This is a genomic window from Sulfitobacter sp. AS59 (genome assembly GCF_038899995.1).
Taxonomy (GTDB): domain Bacteria; phylum Pseudomonadota; class Alphaproteobacteria; order Rhodobacterales; family Rhodobacteraceae; genus Sulfitobacter.
Genome location: NZ_JBBMQK010000003.1, coordinates 199148 through 217805, shown reverse-complemented (window position 1 = coordinate 217805; position 18658 = coordinate 199148). Strand labels below are relative to the sequence as shown.

Annotated in this window: 23 protein-coding genes; 15 read left to right on the top strand and 8 right to left on the bottom strand. The window is 52.2% G+C overall.

What is annotated here, in order from left to right; translation table 11 throughout:
* Position 1: 1 nt before the first annotated feature.
* Positions 2 to 1882 carry a flagellar hook-length control protein FliK gene (locus WNY39_RS08535; protein WP_342845143.1) on the bottom strand — a complete coding sequence of 627 codons (1881 nt, stop codon included), beginning with the start codon at positions 1880 to 1882 and terminating at the stop codon, positions 2 to 4.
* Between the two features lie 117 nt (positions 1883 to 1999).
* Here WNY39_RS08535 and WNY39_RS08530 point away from each other — a divergent pair, with 117 nt between their 5' ends.
* The 6 genes from WNY39_RS08530 to WNY39_RS08505 all read left to right on the top strand — a co-directional run bounded on the left by WNY39_RS08530 (position 2000) and on the right by WNY39_RS08505 (position 5309).
* On the top strand, positions 2000 to 2284 hold the full coding sequence (locus WNY39_RS08530) for a rod-binding protein (protein WP_342845142.1): 285 nt from the start codon (positions 2000 to 2002) through the stop codon (positions 2282 to 2284).
* Positions 2268 to 2624, top strand: a complete 357-nt coding sequence (locus tag WNY39_RS08525; protein ID WP_341232684.1) for a flagellar biosynthesis protein FlgN — start codon at positions 2268 to 2270, stop codon at positions 2622 to 2624. Before WNY39_RS08530 ends, WNY39_RS08525 begins: the two co-directional genes overlap by 17 nt.
* A gap of 205 nt (positions 2625 to 2829) precedes the next feature.
* Complete coding sequence (locus WNY39_RS08520) at positions 2830 to 3672, top strand: flagellin (protein ID WP_342845140.1); 843 nt, start codon at positions 2830 to 2832, stop codon at positions 3670 to 3672.
* Between the two features lie 76 nt (positions 3673 to 3748).
* Positions 3749 to 4120 (top strand): flagellar biosynthesis regulator FlaF, encoded by a 372-nt coding sequence (gene flaF / locus WNY39_RS08515; protein ID WP_342845139.1) that lies wholly within the window; start codon positions 3749 to 3751, stop codon positions 4118 to 4120.
* Entirely contained in the window at positions 4117 to 4521 is a 405-nt protein-coding gene (gene flbT, locus WNY39_RS08510; protein ID WP_342845138.1) for a flagellar biosynthesis repressor FlbT, read from the top strand. Before flaF ends, flbT begins: the two co-directional genes overlap by 4 nt.
* Positions 4521 to 5309, top strand: a complete 789-nt coding sequence (locus WNY39_RS08505; protein ID WP_342845137.1) for a DUF1217 domain-containing protein — start codon at positions 4521 to 4523, stop codon at positions 5307 to 5309. Before flbT ends, WNY39_RS08505 begins: the two co-directional genes overlap by 1 nt.
* Here the strand turns inward: WNY39_RS08505 and WNY39_RS08500 are convergent.
* On the bottom strand, positions 5306 to 6670 hold the full coding sequence (locus WNY39_RS08500) for a FliI/YscN family ATPase (protein ID WP_342845136.1): 1365 nt from the start codon (positions 6668 to 6670) through the stop codon (positions 5306 to 5308). The two genes, WNY39_RS08505 and WNY39_RS08500, sit on opposite strands and share 4 nt — an antisense overlap.
* Before the next feature lie 81 nt (positions 6671 to 6751).
* On the opposite strand from WNY39_RS08500, the gene WNY39_RS08495 reads away from it, so the two are divergent.
* The 9 genes from WNY39_RS08495 to WNY39_RS08455 are packed head-to-tail and all read left to right on the top strand — an operon-like array spanning position 6752 to position 11318.
* The gene (locus WNY39_RS08495; protein WP_342845135.1) at positions 6752 to 7138 is read left to right on the top strand and encodes a FlgB family protein; all 387 of its coding nucleotides are present in this window, start codon (positions 6752 to 6754) and stop codon (positions 7136 to 7138) included.
* Between the two features lie 10 nt (positions 7139 to 7148).
* Entirely contained in the window at positions 7149 to 7541 is a 393-nt protein-coding gene (gene flgC, locus WNY39_RS08490) for a flagellar basal body rod protein FlgC (protein WP_342845134.1), read from the top strand.
* A 23-nt stretch (positions 7542 to 7564) separates the two neighbouring features.
* The gene (gene fliE, locus WNY39_RS08485) at positions 7565 to 7846 is read left to right on the top strand and encodes a flagellar hook-basal body complex protein FliE (RefSeq protein ID WP_342845133.1); all 282 of its coding nucleotides are present in this window, start codon (positions 7565 to 7567) and stop codon (positions 7844 to 7846) included.
* A complete protein-coding gene (locus WNY39_RS08480; protein ID WP_342845132.1) occupies positions 7846 to 8115 on the top strand; it encodes a flagellar biosynthetic protein FliQ in 270 nt (89 codons plus the stop codon). The genes fliE and WNY39_RS08480 overlap by 1 nt, the downstream gene beginning before the upstream one ends.
* Positions 8116 to 8829, top strand: a complete 714-nt coding sequence (locus WNY39_RS08475; protein ID WP_342845131.1) for a flagellar hook-basal body complex protein — start codon at positions 8116 to 8118, stop codon at positions 8827 to 8829.
* A 28-nt stretch (positions 8830 to 8857) separates the two neighbouring features.
* Positions 8858 to 9643, top strand: a complete 786-nt coding sequence (gene flgG, locus WNY39_RS08470) for a flagellar basal-body rod protein FlgG (RefSeq protein ID WP_342845130.1) — start codon at positions 8858 to 8860, stop codon at positions 9641 to 9643.
* Positions 9640 to 10062, top strand: a complete 423-nt coding sequence (flgA, locus tag WNY39_RS08465) for a flagellar basal body P-ring formation chaperone FlgA (RefSeq protein WP_342845129.1) — start codon at positions 9640 to 9642, stop codon at positions 10060 to 10062. Before flgG ends, flgA begins: the two co-directional genes overlap by 4 nt.
* A gap of 9 nt (positions 10063 to 10071) precedes the next feature.
* Entirely contained in the window at positions 10072 to 10800 is a 729-nt protein-coding gene (gene flgH, locus WNY39_RS08460) for a flagellar basal body L-ring protein FlgH (protein WP_342845128.1), read from the top strand.
* Positions 10801 to 10811: 11 nt separating this feature from the next.
* Positions 10812 to 11318 (top strand): flagellar basal body-associated FliL family protein, encoded by a 507-nt coding sequence (locus tag WNY39_RS08455; protein ID WP_342845127.1) that lies wholly within the window; start codon positions 10812 to 10814, stop codon positions 11316 to 11318.
* Positions 11319 to 11346: 28 nt separating this feature from the next.
* Here the strand turns inward: WNY39_RS08455 and WNY39_RS08450 are convergent, their stop codons facing one another.
* The 6 genes from WNY39_RS08450 to motA form a co-directional block, all read right to left on the bottom strand.
* Positions 11347 to 11769, bottom strand: coding sequence for a hypothetical protein (locus WNY39_RS08450; RefSeq protein WP_342845126.1), 423 nt, complete (start codon positions 11767 to 11769; stop codon positions 11347 to 11349).
* On the bottom strand, positions 11766 to 12851 hold the full coding sequence (locus WNY39_RS08445; protein WP_342845125.1) for a flagellar type III secretion system protein FlhB: 1086 nt from the start codon (positions 12849 to 12851) through the stop codon (positions 11766 to 11768). The genes WNY39_RS08450 and WNY39_RS08445 overlap by 4 nt, the downstream gene beginning before the upstream one ends.
* Positions 12848 to 13621, bottom strand: coding sequence for a flagellar biosynthetic protein FliR (locus tag WNY39_RS08440; protein WP_342845124.1), 774 nt, complete (start codon positions 13619 to 13621; stop codon positions 12848 to 12850). The genes WNY39_RS08445 and WNY39_RS08440 overlap by 4 nt, the downstream gene beginning before the upstream one ends.
* The gene (gene flhA / locus WNY39_RS08435) at positions 13618 to 15705 is read right to left on the bottom strand and encodes a flagellar biosynthesis protein FlhA (RefSeq protein WP_342845123.1); all 2088 of its coding nucleotides are present in this window, start codon (positions 15703 to 15705) and stop codon (positions 13618 to 13620) included. The genes WNY39_RS08440 and flhA overlap by 4 nt, the downstream gene beginning before the upstream one ends.
* A 145-nt stretch (positions 15706 to 15850) precedes the next feature.
* Complete coding sequence (locus WNY39_RS08430) at positions 15851 to 17767, bottom strand: hypothetical protein (protein WP_342845122.1); 1917 nt, start codon at positions 17765 to 17767, stop codon at positions 15851 to 15853.
* Complete coding sequence (motA, locus tag WNY39_RS08425; RefSeq protein WP_342845121.1) at positions 17764 to 18633, bottom strand: flagellar motor stator protein MotA; 870 nt, start codon at positions 18631 to 18633, stop codon at positions 17764 to 17766. Before motA ends, WNY39_RS08430 begins: the two co-directional genes overlap by 4 nt.
* Positions 18634 to 18658 lie beyond the last annotated feature (25 nt).

Genomic DNA, 18658 nt, shown 5'->3' with positions numbered 1-18658 from the left:
CCTATAAACGGATATCAAGACCGGCGTTGCCGAGCGACGTTGGCTGGCTTTCAGAAACCGCGCCCGCGACGGGTCCGGCAGGTTGCTCCTCTGCAATCGAGTTTTCGCGGCTTAGGGTGTCGGGCTGCTCGCCCGTATCGTTACCCTCATGGCTGAAAGAAAAACCTGGGTCCGTATACCCGAGCAGCCTTAATTCTTGGTCAAGCTGATCAATGTTCCGCCGCAACATATCGAGGGTTTCAGGGCGTTCAGCCTGAACGCTCACAACCAGCCCACCTTCGGCTTGGCTGATCGACAGCCGGACGCGGCCAAGCTCTTCTGGGCTGAGAGCGACGTCCACAGATTTTCCGCCACTTGTGTGGATGATCTCTGCCAATTGCCGGGGGATATGTTGCGGGATGCCCGCCTTTGCCGCAAATTGCGTCGGTGTCTGAGAGACGCTGCGGGATTGCTCGGTCAGTTGGGTTTGTATCAATTCACCTTCTGATTCTTCACCGGATAGGCTAAGGGAAAGGCGAAAATCATCTGCTGCACCACTTGGTTGAGGCGGCTGCACCGTTAAGTTTTGCGTATTCGCCACGCGCGTTAGAGCAGTCAATGTACTTCGAGGTTTATCCGTAGTGATGTTTTCAGCACCCGCGCCATTCGTAGCTTGTGTGTTATCTCGTGCTGCGCGTTCGGTTTTTGTTTTCGGCATCTCTGCTGACTGGTTGGGCACTAACGTACCCTGCGGGGCCGCCGGTGAACTATGGCCCGCACCGGCCGGTGTTGCGGTAAGCCCGGTCTGCGAAGATTGAGAAAACTCAGGCTGAACTGTCGTATGGCTGCGATTCTGCGTTGCATTTGATGTGCTTGGCAGCTCTCTCGGCGGAGTGAGCGTGGCCCTAGGAGGGGGGGCAGAATCCGTGGGTGACGGTTTCTTTGCACCAGACGGGTCCAATGAAGCCCCCAGTTTTTGCCCTTCGGCTGCGCCAGAGGCTTTTGAATCCTGCCTTAAGGCCTCGATACTGAAATGCTCCACTTCTTTGGCGGAGCCGGCGTTGGCGAGATTCAAGGAATCGGCACCAGTGGGCACTGCGGGTTGTACCCCCAAGGGCCTGTTCGGTGCTTCAGGGCTATGATTTTGCACTGCAGCTGAGGGATGAAGCACGTCGTGACTGCCCGCTGGCTTGATTGCTTGGACGCTTTCAGGGCGTTTTGATGTGAGTGCCGCAGGCGTTTGAGGACCGTCAGCCTGTGACTGCTCCTGCGACCCCTGCGGGCGCAAAGCCGCAATGGGCATACCCGCCCGCACGGCAGTCATTTCCGGCGCGGGTTGCGGCCTGGTTTCGGTTGCGGATGTTGCGGAAACCACGGGGCGCACTTGCGCAGCAGTTGTTCCGCTCAAGTGGTCGCGGGAGCTGGCTGTGGCCGCAACATTCCTCTGAGTTTGGCTCGCGTTAGGCCAAAGTGATACCTCTGCAAGGCTTTGAAACGAACGTTCCCCGGCAATGCCCTTTCCCGCGACCGGCTCTTTCTTCCAGCGCTGATTAGCCACTTCGATAGGGGCCTCGTCAACCATCATGATTTCTTCGTTTTCAAGCGCACCCTGAACCGGCTTTTCCAGCTGTTCAGGGTCTGCATCGACATCGGATTCAGCAACCGTTTGAGGATGCGTTTCATCGGCTTCGTTGTCGGCTGCGCTTGGATGCCTGCCCGAGATATCGTCACTTTCGCGCGGTTCGCCAGCTTGAGATAGCCCCGAGAATATCGCCGAAAATGTCGTGTTGTTTGCGCCTGTCGCCCGCGACTGATTCTGAGAGTCGCTGCCCAATTCGGTCGATCGGTGATTTGCTTTTGCGCCATTTCCGATCACTGGACCGAGCGTATCTGACAACTGCATCTATCTACTCCAAAAGGGCATTTCGGTTCGTGATGACTATGACGAGAGATAGTTACCGGTTGTTTACCGCTTTCTGAGCATGATCAGCAAAGTACGTGCAATTTAAGGAATAATGACATGGATATCCCGGCGATACGGGGCGGCTCGGGTCACGTGGGTGGCCAGCAGAAGCGTCTTTATGAAACTGCGCAAGAACTTGAAGCCACGTTTTTGGCTGAAATGCTAAAATCTGCAGGGCTCGGAGAAGCCCGAGACAGTTTTGGAGGGGGTGCAGGAGAAGAGCAGTTTGGGTCATTTCTGCTGCAACAGCAGGCGATGCAAATTGTTAAGGCCGGCGGCATCGGCCTCACGGAAACCCTATTTCAAGCATTGAGAGACAGAACCGATGACCAAACAAATTGATACATTAATTGAGTCACTTGACGATGTTTTAGAGGCCGAGCGGTCTGCGTTGATCAAGGGAAAGCTAGAGCTGCTTACGAACATGGCGGACCAGAAAGAAGCGCTAATTGAGGCCCTAAACAGCGCAAAGGTGGATGATGATGCGCCGCTTAAGCTGTTGGATGTAAAGGTGAAACGGAACCAAGCGCTTTTGAATAACGCGCTTGATGGTATTCGCAAGGTTACGCGCCGGATGGCGGCCTTTCGGCGGGTACAGGCATCCCTCGAGACCTACGATAAAAATGGCGACAAATGTGTTGTAGAGGTCGCGCCCAAATCCTCGGTCGAGCGTCGCGCCTGATTTTGAATCAAATGCTGGTCATTGGGGCGGGCTATATTAGGGAGCTGTTAAGCGAAACAAGAACATGGTGGTCGTGCATCCGAGGTCGGATGGCGCACCATTTTGTAGTTGAATGTGTGCACAGGTCAGAATGGCATTTTGGTCCAGCCCCAGGGGGGAGGGCCGCAAACGGACGCAAAGCGTCATTGACTAAAGGAACATGTTCATGTCGAGCATTAACACAAACAACGGCGCAATGGTTGCGCTTCAAACTCTTCGTTCCATCAACAAGGACCTGTCTGCGACACAAAGCGCTATTTCGACAGGTAAAGACATCAACACAGCGAAAGACAACTCTGCAATCTGGGCGATTTCCAAGGTTATGGAGTCTGATGTTGCTGGTTTTGAAGCGGTTCAGGATTCCCTCGCGGTGGGTGAATCCACGGTTGCGGTTGCCTCTGCTGGTGCAGAACAGATCGTTGAAACGCTGAAAGAAATGAAGGCGCTCTCTGTCGCTGGCCAATCTGAAACTGCTGATTTCGCAAAAATCGATGCGGATATGCAGGAAAAGATCGCCCAGATTACTGCGATCACAGAAGGATCCCAGTTCAACGGCGTAAACCTTCTTAAGGATGATATTGACGGAAACGCCAGTACCAGCCTGACAGTGGTTTCATCGCTGGACCGCGTTGGTTCAGGTGCACCTACGGTAACCACGATTGACGTTGCCACAGCGGACTTTACCACAAACCTAGATGCCACAACCATCACACCGATCACGGATTCGATAACGGCTGCAACTGCGTTTGCTGACATCGAAAGCTTCTTGATCGTTGCAATTGATGGCGCCGCGGCACTTGGTGCGTCTGCTCAACGGATCTCCGACCAAGGGGAATTCATGAGCAAACTAAGCGATGCTGTGACATCCGGTATCGGCTCTCTGGTTGACGCTGATATGGAAGCGGCGTCCGCGCGGCTTCAAGCGCTGCAAACTCAGCAGCAGCTGGGCGTGCAATCGCTCTCCATTGCGAACCAGGCACCGCAGACAATCCTGTCGCTCTTCCGGTAAGCGAACAGTCCCGGGCGCGTTTGATCGCGCCCGGGACATTCGCAGCGGAACTTCATAATACAGGAAAGGCTTCCCAGTGAACGCAATGAATTTGGCTCAGCGCGCGTATGCGCCCACGACGGCACCTACAAAGTCCAATAGAAGCATGGAATATGATGTGATCGCAAAGATCACTTACCGGCTAAAGAAAGCTATTGAAGCGGATGAGTTAGGCCCATTGCTTGATGCGCTTCACGAAAACAGAAAGCTTTGGCGCATGTTGGCGGTGAACGTCGCCGACCCGGAAAATTTGCTTCCCGAAGATCTGCGCGCACGCATTTTTTATCTCTCGGAATTCACGAACCAGCATACGACCAAGGTGATAAGGAAAACCGCGTCTGCTGTACCATTGCTCGAGGTGAATACCGCGATTTTGCGCGGCCTTAGAACTGAAGGATCAGCGTCATGACCGGCCTTGTTCTTAAGCTTAGCCCCAAAGAGCGGGTTCTCATAAACGGTGCCGTCATTGAGAACGGTGATCGCCGCAGCCGACTGGCGATTATGACGCCAGATGCGCATATTTTGCGGCTTCGTGATGCAATCCACCCTGAAGAAGCCAAAACGCCGGTAAGGCGGGTTTGCTACGCACTGCAACTGGTGCTTTCCGGGGATAGCGATCCGGACGACGTATACCTATCGCTTCTTCGTCAGATCGAGGAGCTGAGCCAAGTATTTACAGATGGCGACAGTCGGGCTGTATTGACGGAAGCCAGTACAGCTATCATCGCAACACAGCATTACCGCGCGATGAAGGCCTTGAAATCATTGTTCCCGCGCGAGGATCGTTTGATGGCTGTGGGGGCACCGTAATGTTCCAACCTGTCCTCCCATTTTCAGGCTTAACAGGCTGGCGTTTTCTCCAGAATACATACGACCGCCAGTTTGAGACATTCTCCAAATCCGTGGAGTTGAAGCGGGACGCGGAGTATTTCCAAGAGAAGATCGCAAGCATTGAGACAGCCGAGGATCTGGTAAAAGACAGGCGGCTGCTGAGTGTCGCGCTTGGCGCTTACGGGCTGCAGGATGATATTGATAACCGGTATTTCATTCAAAAAATCCTGGAAGAGGGGACGTCGAATGAGGATTCTCTTGCGAACCGGTTTGCGGACCCGAAATACGCCGAATTTTCTAAGGCTTTCGGTTTTGGACCGGGTGAGGTTCTACAAACTGTAAACTCTGACTTTTCAACCAAGATGATTGAATTGTATCAAGCGAATAGTTTCGAGGTGGCTGCCGGCGAACAAGACACCACAATGCGGATCGCCCTTTATGCGCAGCGCGAGATGAGCGAGCTGGCGACATCCGACGGGTCTATCGACACGAAGTGGTTTACCATTATGGGGGACCCACCTTTGCGGAGCGTGTTTGAGAATGCTCTCAACCTACCTGAGGCGTTTGGTCAAATCGACATCGATCAGCAATTAAGCGTTTTCAAAGAAAGGGCTAAAAAACAATTTGGTACGGATGATGTTTCAGTTTTTTCAGACCCGGATAAACTCGACGACTTGATCACAACATTCATCGTCCGTGAACAGCTCAGCAATTTCAATTCCAGCCTGTCATCTGGCTCTATCGCCTTAACCTTGTTGCAACGCTAGATTGCTGATTTAGCAGGGCCGCTCAGCTTGGCTGCGGTCTTTGTCCGACGAAGGAGAAGCTCTAGCTGGTTAAAAGACTGCGAAATTTCTCCGCTGTCATGACTTCCCAAAAAAGCCTCAAGCGCGGGCCAAAGGGCAATTGCGAGGTCAATATCCTGATCTGATCCTGGAGAGTACAACCCTGCTTGGATCATGGTCGCATTATGCTCATAAGTTGATGTGATCCTGCGCACCTCCTGTATGGTTTTATTTTGTGCTTCGGTCGCCGCGGCAGGTAGGCATCGCGAGACTGATCGCAACAAATCGATCGCGGGAAATCTCCCCCGCTCCGCTATTTCCCTTTCCAAAACAATGTGCCCGTCCAACACCCCCCGAAGAATATCAGCGATGGGTTCTTCCATGTCAGAGCCAGCGACAAGAACGCTAATGATCGCGGTAATGGCACCTTGGTCATATTGGCCGGGCCCGGCCCGTTCGCATAATTGCATAATAAGGTGCGCGGTTGATGGCGGATGCCCCCGCAAGACAGGTGCTTCGCCAGCTGCCACTGCGACCTCTCGATGTGCTTCGGCAAAGCGGGTAATGGAATCTGCCAAGAAAAGAACGGATTTTCCCTGGTCTCGGAAATACTCGGCGACAGCCATCGCGGTCCATGCACATCGGCGTCGCAAAAGGGGTGATTGATCTGAAGTTGCGGCAACAATAACGGCACGTTTCAAACCGTATTCACCAAGAACATTATCGACAAAATGCCTCAGTTCTCTTCCTCTCTCTCCTATCATCGCGATTACCACGACGTCGGATTTCATCTGCGTTGCGAGCGTGCCCAGCAAGGTGGATTTACCGACGCCTGACCCGGCAAAAAGCCCCACGCGCTGTCCTTGCGCAATTGGTAAAAGGGTGTTGGTGATCGCTAGTCCTGTTTCAAGCCGGTCGCCAAGCGGTTTTCGCGTTGCTGCCTTTGGCGGATGCGCGCGTAGGTTCTGAACCTCGCTGCCAAAGCTTAACGGTCTGCCATCCAAGGGTTGGCCGTTTGCGTCAATTATCCTTCCAATCCAATGATTTGAAGGGAATATTTGCCCAGGTTCCCCCAATGCGATCCGGTCATTTAACGCAATGCCATCCAACGTGTCATCGGGCAAAATGATTACATTTTTGTCGATGAGCTGGACGATCTCGCCCGACAGAATATCGCCAGTCTGCAGATAAATCTTTGCCCAATCGCCAATTCGGGCACTACCACCCAAGCCCGAGGCATGCACGACGCCAGATTCGACACGTGTCACACGCCCTATCGGAGTGGCCGCCTTGATATTTCGAATTTGTTGGATAACGGCCTGAACATCTTTGGCTTCGGTCATAAAATCTCTTCCCTGTGCAAACTGTTTCTAAAGGAATCAGGGTTAAGCCTTGGTTGAAATCCAACGAAGGAGAATCCTTTGATGTTTGAGCAGTTAGAAGTGTTCAGTATGTCCTCTGCGATGGCGGTCCATGCCGGCCAGCGCCAAGCGGTTATTTCACAGAATGTGGCGAACGCAGACACGCCGAACTATGTCGCGAAAGATATCCCGGATTTTCGGGCGACCTATCGCACTGATCCAATGTCACTGTCGCAGCGGGCCACGCGGGCTGGTCACTTGCACGGGTCGGTGGCCGGCTCGCGGCAGGTTGAAGCCTTTGAAGCTGGGGAGGAAGCGGCCCCAAATGGAAACGCTGTTTCTCTTGAGTTAGAAATGCTGAAATCGGTCGAGGCAAAGCGGCAACATGACCGTGCTTTGGCGATTTATAAGTCCGCTCTTAGCGTTCTGCGCACTGCAGTTAGCAAATAGGGGTCTATAAATGAACGATTTTTCCAAATCTCTTGAGGTATCATCCAGCGGTTTGCGTGCTCAGGCAAATCGGCTGCGCCATTTGTCAGAAAACATCTCAAACGCCGACACGCCCGGGTACCGTAGAAAACTGGTGTCGTTTGAAACGGCATTCGGGTCTGGCAATACCACCGCCACAGTCGAAACCGGGCCGGTTCGCTTGGACCAAACTGTATTGGAAACCGTCTATGACCCCTCACACCCGCTCGCGAATGAATTGGGTGAGTATGAAGGTTCAAATGTGAACCTTCTTATCGAGCTGACTGACGCCAAAGAAGCGCAGCGCAGTTACGAGGCGAATCTGAAGATGTTCGAACAGACGCGCAAGATGTCAGCAGGGCTGATGGATCTATTGCGCCGTTAACCTAAAACCAAAGGAGATCCAGAATGGATATCAAAGCAATTTCCGCAGCACAAAAATACTCTGCAGCCAAACCGGCTGTCCTTGCGGATGAAAATTCCTCTTCACTCATACAAGGTATGGCTTCTGATTTCGCTCAGGTTCTCGCCAAAAGCGAGACTGCGGCCAAGGACGCCATGATCGGCGACGCTGATCCCCACGCGCTGGTTCAGGCGTTGGCGCAGACCGAGCTGGTCGTCGAAACCGCCGTCGCTGTGCGGAACAAGGTGGTTGAAGCTTATCAGGAAATTTTAAGGATGCCTGTGTAATGCTGAACGAAGTCGTTTTCTACGACACAATGCGGCAGGGTTTATGGGTTGCCTTAACGATTTCGGTCCCAATTTTAACCGTCGCGTTGATCACAGGTGTGGCAATCGGCTTGGTCCAAGCCCTGACATCGATTCAGGAAATGACCCTTACTTTCGTCCCAAAACTTGCCGCGATTGGTGCGGTTTTTTGGATATCGATGAGCTTCATGACCGAAGCGCTCGTTTCGTTCTTTCACGACCGTATCGTCCCGCTGATTATTGGAGGCTGAATGGACAACTCAAGCTACACTATCTTGACGCGCCAGTCCGGTCTTGCCCGAGAGTTGCGGGTCGTCGCAAATAATATCGCGAACTTGGCCACCACCGGCTTCCGGTCTGAAGGTGTTATCTTTTCCGAATATATTCAGGGCGTTACCAATGGGGAATCTTTGTCCATGGGTATGGGAAACGTACATAACACCAGTTTTGCGCAGGGCGTTCTGACACAGACGGGCGGCAGTCTTGATTTCGGAATCGAAGGTGACGGGTATTTCTTAATCGAGACCCCACGCGGAGAGCGGTTAACCCGCGCGGGCTCGTTTTCAGCGAATGCGCAAGGCGAGCTGGTTACACATGACGGATTCCGCGTGCTTGATGCGGGCGGAGCCCCGATATTTGTCCCCTCTGACGCGGGGCCGTTATCAGTTTCCGCGGATGGAACGCTAAGTGTTAACGGGGCCCCGATCGCCCAGTTGGGCATTGTACAACCGAATGCACCGCTCGATTTGGTGCGCGAGGATGGGGTGATGTTTCGCGCAGATGCAGGTTTTGAACAGGCGCAGGATGCACGTGTTGCTCATGGCTTTACCGAAGGGTCGAACGTCAATTCGGTGGGGCAACTGGCGCGGCTGATCGAAGTCCAGCGCGCCTATGAGATGGGTCAGAGCTTTCTTGAAAGTGAAGACGAACGCATGCGTACGGCGTTGAAATCACTGTCTCAATGACTTGAAACGAAGAAATCGGAGTAGCCACATGCGAGCCTTAAAAATAGCCGCCACCGGGATGAGCGCGCAGCAAATGCGGGTTGAAACCATTTCGAACAACCTCGCGAATATGAGCACGACCGGCTATAATGCGCGTCGTGCCGAATTTTCAGATTTGCACTATCAACAGCTTGCTCGGGCCGGGTCAATCAACGCGTCGGACGGAACGGTACTGCCCACGGGCGTCCAACTTGGCTTGGGGGTTCGGCCGGCGGCGGTTTCAATGCAGCTGGCGCAGGGTGCGCTGTCTGCCACGGGCGGCGATCTGGATGTCGCTATCGAAGGGAAGGGGTATTTCGAGGTCACCCTCCCTTCGGGGCAGGTGGCTTTCACCCGTGACGGTGGTCTTAAAAGGACCGGTGAGGGATTGATCGTTACGTCTGACGGCTTCCCGGTTTCACCTGAAATCGTCATACCCGAGGATGCCCGCAGCATTTCGATCAATTCGGGCGGCGAAGTTTTTGCGTATTTCGACGGTGATACCGCCGGTCAGTTGTTGGGGCAATTTACCATGTCCGGCTTTAGCAATGCCAAGGGCTTGGAGGCTTTGGGCGGTAACTTGTTTATCGAAACAGAAGCATCGGGGCCGGCACTTGCATCCACCCCTGGGCTGAATGGTTTGGGAACCTTGCGGCAGGGTTATCTTGAGGACAGTTCAGTTGATGCGGTTCGCGAAATTACCGAGCTGATTGAAGCGCAGCGTGGCTATGAAATGAATGCCAAGGTTATCTCCGCAGCTGATCAAATGATGGGTGCGACGACTCAGATCCGATGATTAAGTATCTGTATTTCATAGTAGCTTTGGTTTTTTCGTCATCTGTCTTGGCGGAGATCGTAGTGCCGACGCGCACCATTCGGGCTGACGCGATTATTCGTGAAAACGATGTGGCGTTGCACAGAGGTCAAAAAGCGGATGTGTTTGACCGCCTGAGCCATGTGATCGGGCAAGAAGCGCGTGTTGCACTTTATGCTGGGCGGCCCATCCGTTTCGACGAAATTGGCCCGCCCGCAATTATCAATCGAAATCAGATTGTTGGCGCGTTTTTCAGGGGCAAGGGTTTGCGAATTGCGACTGAGGTGCGTGCATTAGAGCGAGGTGGCGTGGGTGATTACATTCGGGTGATGAACCTTGCCTCGCGCGCGACGATTTTTGGTCAGGTTTTGCCGGACGGGTCAATTCAAATAAGAAATTGAGAATTGCGTATGAAAAAGATCATTCTGTTTTTCATTATTTTTGCCGGTCTGACTGCCTGTGCACGGTTTGATCATGTGGGTCGCGCGCCAAGCTTTAGCGAGGCACTGCAAGGGCCCGAACACAGCGCGATGGTCTACGATTCGCTTCCTATGCGCCTTACGCCGGTGCGTTTGGTGGATGAATCGTCGCTTTGGTCCGGTGGGCGGAACTCATTGCTTGGGGATCGGCGGGCAATGCAGCGTGGCGATATCATGACCGTTGTTGTTGAGATCAATGAAAATGCCGAAATTTCTAATCAAAGTGACCGTTCTCGTACCGGGTCCGAAACTCTTTCTGTGCCGGGGCTTTTCGGGATTCCGCAGCGTTTGGATGAAAAACTGCCCGACGGGGCAACTTCTGCTGATTTGGTAAGCCTCAGTTCTAACAGCAGCTCTTCTGGCGATGGGTCGGTAAAACGGAACGAAAAACTTACGCTTAGGGTCGCGGCGACAGTTGTGGACGTTTTGCCAAATGGTGTCCTGTCGATCGAGGGGACGCAAGAACTGCGGGTGAACTTTGAACTGCGGGAGCTTTTGGTAACAGGATTTGTCCGGCCCGAAGATATCTCGCGCCAAAACGAGATTACCTACGACAAAATTGCGTCCGCGCGTGTGTCTTATGGTGGCCGCGGCCAGATCAGCGACATGCAACAGCCCCGACTAGGTCAACAAATCCTTGAGGCCGTTCTTCCATTCTAGAGAAAGCCGCTATGAAAAAGCTTCTACCCATAATCGTGTTTATTATATTTGCTGCTATCGGCGTTGGTGCGGGCAAATTTTTGCAACCGGAGCCCGAGAAAGAGGTGGCGGAGGTGCCGCTGGATGAAAGCGAAACGGAAAAGCCCGTGCCCACCAGATCGCCGGATCAACCGCCAAGGGATCCCGATGAGATTATTGAGTATGTTAAGCTTAATAATCAGTTCGTGGTCCCAATCGTTGTAGATGAACGTGTGGCTTCCCTGATCGTGATGTCGCTTAGCATTGAGACAACCGATGCGAAGAAAGACGATGTCTTGCGCAAGGAGCCAAAGTTACGGGATTCCTTTTTGCAGGTGCTGTTCACCCATGCAAATTTGGGGGGGTTCAATGGAGAGTTCACCAGAGTCGATAAGCTCAACAGCCTGCGACGTCTGCTTCTTGAGGTTGCGCAACGTGATGTTGGGAAAGAAGCGGTTTACGACGTTCTGATTTTAGAGATCGCCCGTCAGGATTACTAATCTGGCCTTGTCGCCCGGTTTTGCGGCCTCAGCTGCGATGTGTTCTGGTCGAGCTTTCAATCGCCTGAAGGAGTGCTTTCTCTCGAAGCAGCTTAGTATGTTTAAGGCGCATTTTTTGGCTTAGGTCGCGGGTTACTGAAAGCTTACCAAACGCTTCTCTAACCTGCTTGAGGTGTCGGTCCTTAACAGACAGAACTTGAGCAAGCTCCAGATTCAATTGCGCTTTTTTCCGGCCCACCCATGCATTCCATGCTACATCTGCACCGATAGACCGCATTTCGAAACGCGCATTCCCTATCTCACAACTTTCCTGATGCCGGCTGTCCAACTTTGCGATCTCAGCCCGTAGTCGGGTTTCTTGCAAAGTTAATTTGCGAAACTCTTTTTGATTTTTCTCGTATTGAACTTCAAATATTTTTTCGATGTCTAGAAGTTGCCTGTTAAGTTTCATGCCCGCCCCCGTGCTTGCTTGCGCATCGCTTCGGCGAAGCGGATCGCAGCGGCGACAGCCGGAAAATGGTCGGGCGTGATCATGTCGCCGATATCTGTCGTCGCATACAATGCCCGCGCCGTCGGTGGATCACTGTGGATCGGAACATGCGCTTCGGCGGCGGCTAAACGTATGGCTTTGGCAATCTCATCTACACCTTTCGCAACACAAACCGGGGCCTCACCCGGCAGCCTGCTCCAGGTTAAAGCAACAGCATAATGCGTGGGGTTAACGATGATAACATCTGCTGTTGGAATATCGGCCATCATTTGGCTTTGTGATATCAACATGGCTCTTTGTCGGCGTTCCTGCTTTAGATGTGGATCACCTTCCGAGCTTTTCTGCTCATCCTGGATTTCTTTGCGCGACATCCTGTTTTTTCTCAGATGTTCAAAATACTGCCAAAGGGCATCCACGGCCCCGATGCCTGCCGACACCAAGACCGCGATTAACAAAAAATCTAGGCTAAGTTTGACCATAAGCGCGATGGCTGTTTGGTGATCGGTTCGCAAGACCGCGATAATATCGGCCATGCGTAGGGTAATGAATGTGGCCAAGCATGCTGAATATATACAAAGCTTTACAAAGCTCTTGGCGAACTCAAACAACCCGTTTCGACCGAACTTGTTTTTCGCATTCGAGATGACAGAAATCCGAGACAGCTTTGGCACGAGCTTTGATGGTGCAAATACCAGCGCCTTTTGGGCAAATATCGCCGCGATGACGAAAACGGCAGGCAACCCAAAGATGGGCAGCATCGCAAGAAAAATGACCCCTAACAGCCCGCCCGATATGCTGAATGCAGACCCCTCAAAGAATACTTGTATGAGATTTGGAGCTTGCTTTTGTAAGGAAACCAACGCTGTAGCCAAGTATTCCACAGTGTTCTGGCCGACAAAGCTGATAGATATGAACAACCCGGCATAAGCGGCCGCTGTAAACAAGTCTGTTGATTTGGGGACGTCCCCTTTCCTGCGGGCCTCGGCAAGTTTTTCAGCCGTGGCGTCAAAGGACTTCTCTTGATCGTCGTCTTGATCGCTCATGGCCGTAGATGGAACGGGTTAAGGATGAATATGTTCAGCGCCTCTAGCCAAGTTTGAAGCAAGACCGGCGTTGCAATGCACAGGATAAACAAACCACCCGCTGTGATGAGCGGTGCCCCGACAAAGGCGACCATCAGTTGGGGCATCGCTTTGTTGATCACGCCAAGTGCGAGGTTATACAGCAACGAAAGCACCACAAACGGGGCCGAAAGCGTAAAAGCGAGTGAAAAGGCCAAGCTGATCTGACGCACCCCCCACATCGACAGGTCAGCGGCGTTGGGGAAGGTTCCAATAGGGAGCATTTGATATGAAAATATCATCAATTGCGCGGCTCTGACATGAAGGCCGGTCGTTACTGCCAGTGCGAAAGCGGCAAAAACCAAGATATAGCCCATGGCAGGAACCGGTTCTGATGCCGCGCCGCCCAAAATCTGCGACAGAGATGTTGACTGGGCTGCAATTGACCCCGCTGTTTGAAGGGCAAGGATAAACAATCGCAACCCGATCCCAAGCATTAGTCCATTGAACGTTTCAGCCAGTGCTTGAGCAACGAAGGTGCCAAGATCGTTTGGATTTGATGTGAAGGAAATTGCGGGTGCAACGATCAAGGTGAAGGAAATAGCGATGATGATCTTTATCCGCGTCGGTATAATAGCCTCACCAAAGGCAGGCATGAGCGAAACGACGGCACCAACCCTTAAAAAAATGATAAAGCCGTGCCAAAAGCCATCGCTGATGAGCGTGTACAAAGGCCCCAATTCAGCAATCATGCTTTGACGACGCCAACCAATGCAGGGCGTGCATCGGGGCCAATTTCTTCGAAAGACATAACAGGGTTTGAGACACCCCTAGACTGCATGACGGTTTTCAGGAAACGGCGCCGTTTTGTATTGGTCACAACTGCTGCGAAAATACCGTTACGGTTGGCCTCGGCCAAGCTTTCTGCAACGCCATCGGCAAGATTGTTAAAGATATCGGGGGGCAAGGCGATGTCCAGACTTCTCTCGGACCCAATTTGATATTCGTCGAACCTCTGTTCCCATTCCGGATCAAGCTGGATTAGCGGCAATGTTCCATCCGGGCGCCGCAACTCTGCAACAAGTTGGAAGCCAAGCTTTTGACGAACATGTTCGCAAATCGCTTGTATTTGGGAGTTGCTCGCCCGTGCTTCGGCAATCGCCTCTAGTATTAATGGTAGATTGCGGACGGAGACCTGCTCATCCAGCAATAGTCGCAAGACGTTGTGGAGAACATCGATGGGGACCTTGTCGGGGATCAGCTCGTCCAACAGCTTTCTGTTAGCATCCGATCGGGCCTGGTTAGACAGGCTGACCATTTCAGTTAAGAGCCTACGCAGGGATTTGAGTGTCAGAAGCCTACTAAAATTCTGTTTGACGACTTCCAGCAAATGGGTCGCCAGAATTTCGGTTGGCGTCACCAGCGTGATACCGGCAAGTGCGGCTTCCTCTTGATCGCGGCTATTAATCCACCGGGCAGGGGCCCCATACACTGGTTCTTGCGTGTCTTGGCCAGCCGGTAGGATATTTTTGTCATCCGGTGCCAAGGCAAGCACTTGGTCTGCATTGAGCTGAGAGCGGGCTTGCTCAACCCCCTGAATTCTTATGACATATGTGCCCACTTCTAGGTTTGGCTGATCCGTGATCCGTATTTCAGGCAAGATGACGCCATAAACCGACGCGATATGGGTGCGCATGTTCCCAATGCGCGCATCCAGCCCGGTGCCGGGGTCCAGCACCATATTGATCAGATCCGGCGCAAACTGGACGTGAATATCATCCAATTCCAGAATATCGCCGATTTGCTGTGGCTTTGCGACGATGGGTTCATCCTCATCAAGGATATCAATAGAGGCCGGTCTTTTTGCATTTCTATGACTTATGAATGCGGCCAAGGCCAAAACGACAGCGCCGGACACAAATGGCAGAAACGGCAGACCCGGGATTGCCGCAAAAATCAACATAAGTGCGGCGACCGTCCCGAGTGCCGCCGGAAACTTTCCAAGCTGGCTAAGCATGGCGACGTCGGTCGCGCCGATTGTCCCGCCTCTGGCTAGCAGCAAGGCCGACGAAACGGAGATGATTACGGCTGGTATTTGCGTGACCAAACCGTCGCCAACTGTCAAAATCGCATAGGTTTCAAACGCTTTTCCAATTGGCATGCCATGGACAATTGCCCCCATAACCAAACCGGCGATCAGGTTTAGCAATGTGATGAGCAAGCCAGCAATCGCATCCCCTTTGACGAATTTGGACGCCCCATCAAGCGATCCAAAAAACGTCGTTTCCAGTTGCTCTTGCTCACGACGCTGACGTGCTTCCTCGTGGGTGATGGCACCGGCCGACATATCGCTGTCGATTGCCATTTGCCGGCCTGGCATGCCATCCAACGCAAACCGTGCGCCCACCTCGGCCATTCGGGTCGCGCCCTTATTGATTACCATGAAATTGACGATCAAAAGAACGGTAAACACGACCAGGCCAAGGAATACCGACCCTCCCATGACAAATTGCGAGAAGCCTTGAATGACATCTCCAGCGGCGTCCGTTCCGGTATGACCTTGTCCAATGATAAGTTTAGTAGACGAGACGTTTAAAGATAGCCGCAACATAAGAGATGCGAGAAGAATTGTCGGGAAAGAGGAGAAATCTAATGGGCGGTCAATGAAAAGGGTGGTGGAAAAAATGAGAATTGCCAATGCGAAAGATAATGCCAATCCAGCGTCGAGCACCCACGAAGGCATTGGTAGGATCATCATGATAATGATTGCCATTAATGCCATTGCCAGAAGCACTGTAGGATTGAAGAGAGCGGTTTTCTCTGCCGACCTGTTCAATGAAGTTATCCTTGCTGCGATTTGCATTGGGCGTCAGAATATTTTGTTACTACGTGTGTGTAATAAGGCTTGAGATATCTAGTCACGCGCGTGAGTTCAGGCGGTTGAGGAGCTATAACTCTTAACCTGCATATCATCAGCGTGGTTAATTTTCTCTGATCAGGTCCTCTAAAGAATCCCTGAACTCTTCTCCTGCGTTCAAGGTTTCCTCTGGCGAGGGTGCGCTGACATTCCCATTGGCTGGGGCGCTTTGCGATGCAAGCTCCGCGTAGGGTCCAGCTTGAAATTGCGGGGATGCGAGGCTCCTCTCCTGATCGACGGTTTCATTGTCGCTCAAAATTTCAAGTCTTGGTGCCTTAGCATCGCCGATTGATGCCATAATATTATTCTGTCTAGCCTGTATCTTGATGATTACTGACGGGTTCAGCAGGTCACTAAACCTCTTCTCGACTGGCATGCTGAGCTCGAGAAGTTCAACATCTGATGCGTTCGTAGCTAGGTTGTCGAACATGGTGTTCGCCATCCGTTGAAACAGTATATAGTCGGCTTTTTTTTGCCGGGCTAACAGATCATAAGCGTCATAAAATGCGCCCCTCGAAAGAAGTGCGCTGAGCTTTAACTCGGTTAAACGGCCCTCATCGTCAGTGCCAACTGCATCAAAAGCCTCCATATCAATGATTTTCATATCTTGAAGCGTGGCAGGTTGGCCCCTTTCGATTGTATTTTCGACAGCCAATGCCAACGACTTGGTGGTTTTGTGAATGGAGGGTGTTGAATCTTCCTTCTGTTGTAAGTCATTCGCAAAAATATCCGTGAAATCCGACTTCTCTGCGCCCATACTTAAGTTCTGCAAAAGATCTGGTAAGGAAGCCGCGATTTCATTTGACGTGCCGATTGTGCTATTTTCAAATCCCGCACGAATAATTACTTCTTCGAGAAGTGGATGAACAATATTTCTCAGGTGCCGTGGAAATTCCGAGAACGAAAGTAAGCCCTCTTTTACATCCTCTGGCTTCAGGTCTGATCCATCACTATTGTATGTGGCCAGTGCCCAAATCTTTAGGTTTGGCGTACAGTTTAGGTGTGATGATATTTGATCCAGGCTATCGGACCGACCATATTCGAATAGGTCGGATATAAACTGCAGAAACGATATTTCCGTCTCGCTACCTTCGTAATACGCCAATAGCTGAGCAGCTTCGGCACCAAGCCCGTTGTGAAGAAGGTTGAGGATTCGAATTGTTTCGTCTTGCTGTTGTACATCAATTACGGCGTTAGATCCTTGATACTTTGAAAAGTCTCCCGAGACTATTGCGTCTCCTAAGTTGCCCAAGGCCTTGGAGGCCCTGCACTCGGCTGGATTGATGCTGTTTTGTTGGGCAAGCTTCTCTTCTAGAGAGGTGCCGATTTTTACATTTCTAAACTCGGACAGCAGGTTTTTGCCCAACTTGAGGGTGGGTGGCGGTGCTTTTTCCACGCCGATCGTTGGTCCAATGGGTTTGCTCTTTTGCAATATGCCTTGGGTTCCCAAGCTGCCGATATCCTGAGCGATTGCGGCTTGAAACATTGCTGTGCTTTCCGATCTTCGGCTGAGCCCTGCTAGGATGTCATTGTTTACCGGCGTCGCCTTTGTGAACTTCTTGGTCTCACTGGGTTGAGGTGGTTCTGTAGCGATGGGTTCTGGCGCGATGATGGGCGTGTCGAGCGCAGTATCAGGTGATGCAATGTCTGCGACGATCATTCCAGGAGCGGAGTCGAAGACCGAGACGCTACAGTCGCAGGTCAATTCCAATAGCAGGGTGCCGCCGGACTGAGCGATGGACTGGACCCTGTCCTGTTTGATGCGCTTATAAACTTGGGCGAGGTCGAAAGAGCTTTCGGCCCCCTCGACGTTGAGTTCGACGAGCTTGCCTGAATGCTTTGCCGACCATTTCGCTTTGGGCCCGGCGTCGATGACAATGCGCGTGAACCCGACATGTTCGCCCGAGCGGACGAGCATAGGTTGCGCAAGGACGCTTGAGCCAAGCACGCTGGTGAGAAAAAGGAGGAAGAGTTGCCTCATGCGGCGACCTGTTTTAGCTCTTTTAGTGCCTCTTCCAGTTCGGTGAACGAGGGGCGGCAATGGGATGGTGTATTTTGGCGCCCGACCTCGATGCAGATGTTTGTTGCATGATTGTGTAGGTTTGCGACCAATACTTCTTTGATCAGCAGGTAGAAATGCCCGTCCTCTTTTGTGACGTCCGCGACCTTTGCGGCGAAGGGTCCGACAAGACCGTAGGCCAAGAACACGCCAAGAAATGTCCCGACCAAGGCACCCCCAATCAATTTACCTAGAATTTCAGGCGGCTGGTCGATCGACGCCATTGTTTTGATGACCCCTAGAACGGCAGCGACGATACCAAGTGCGGGAAGGCCGTCGGCAACCGTTTGAAGAGCGTGGCTGGAATGAAGTGAATGCTCCAGATTGGCGTCCATCCGTTTTTCCAAGACTTCCTCAACCTGATGAGGGTCGTCGTAGTTCATCGAAGCCGATCGCATCGTGTCACAGATGAGCGCCACCGCCTCTCCATCCGTTAAAATCTTAGGATATTTCTGGAATATCGCAGATTCGTCCGGTGCCTCGATATGCGCCTCAATCTCAATAGGGTTTTGGCGCGCCAGCCGGACCAGTTCGAAAAGCAGACACAGTAGGTCACGATAGTCCTCATGCTTCCATTTCGGCCCCTTAAAGACTTTCCCGACGTCCTTTAGGGTATGCTTGACTGCGGGAAGGTCATTACTGATCAAGAAGGCCCCTGCTGCTGCTCCGCCGATCATGGTAAATTCGAAAGGAAGGGATTTTAGGATAATTCCCATCTTTCCGCCCGCAGCCAAATAGCCGCCGAAAACCATCACAAAAATCGTAATAATACCAACTATGCCGATCATGTTATACTCACTGCTAATTTTTCAG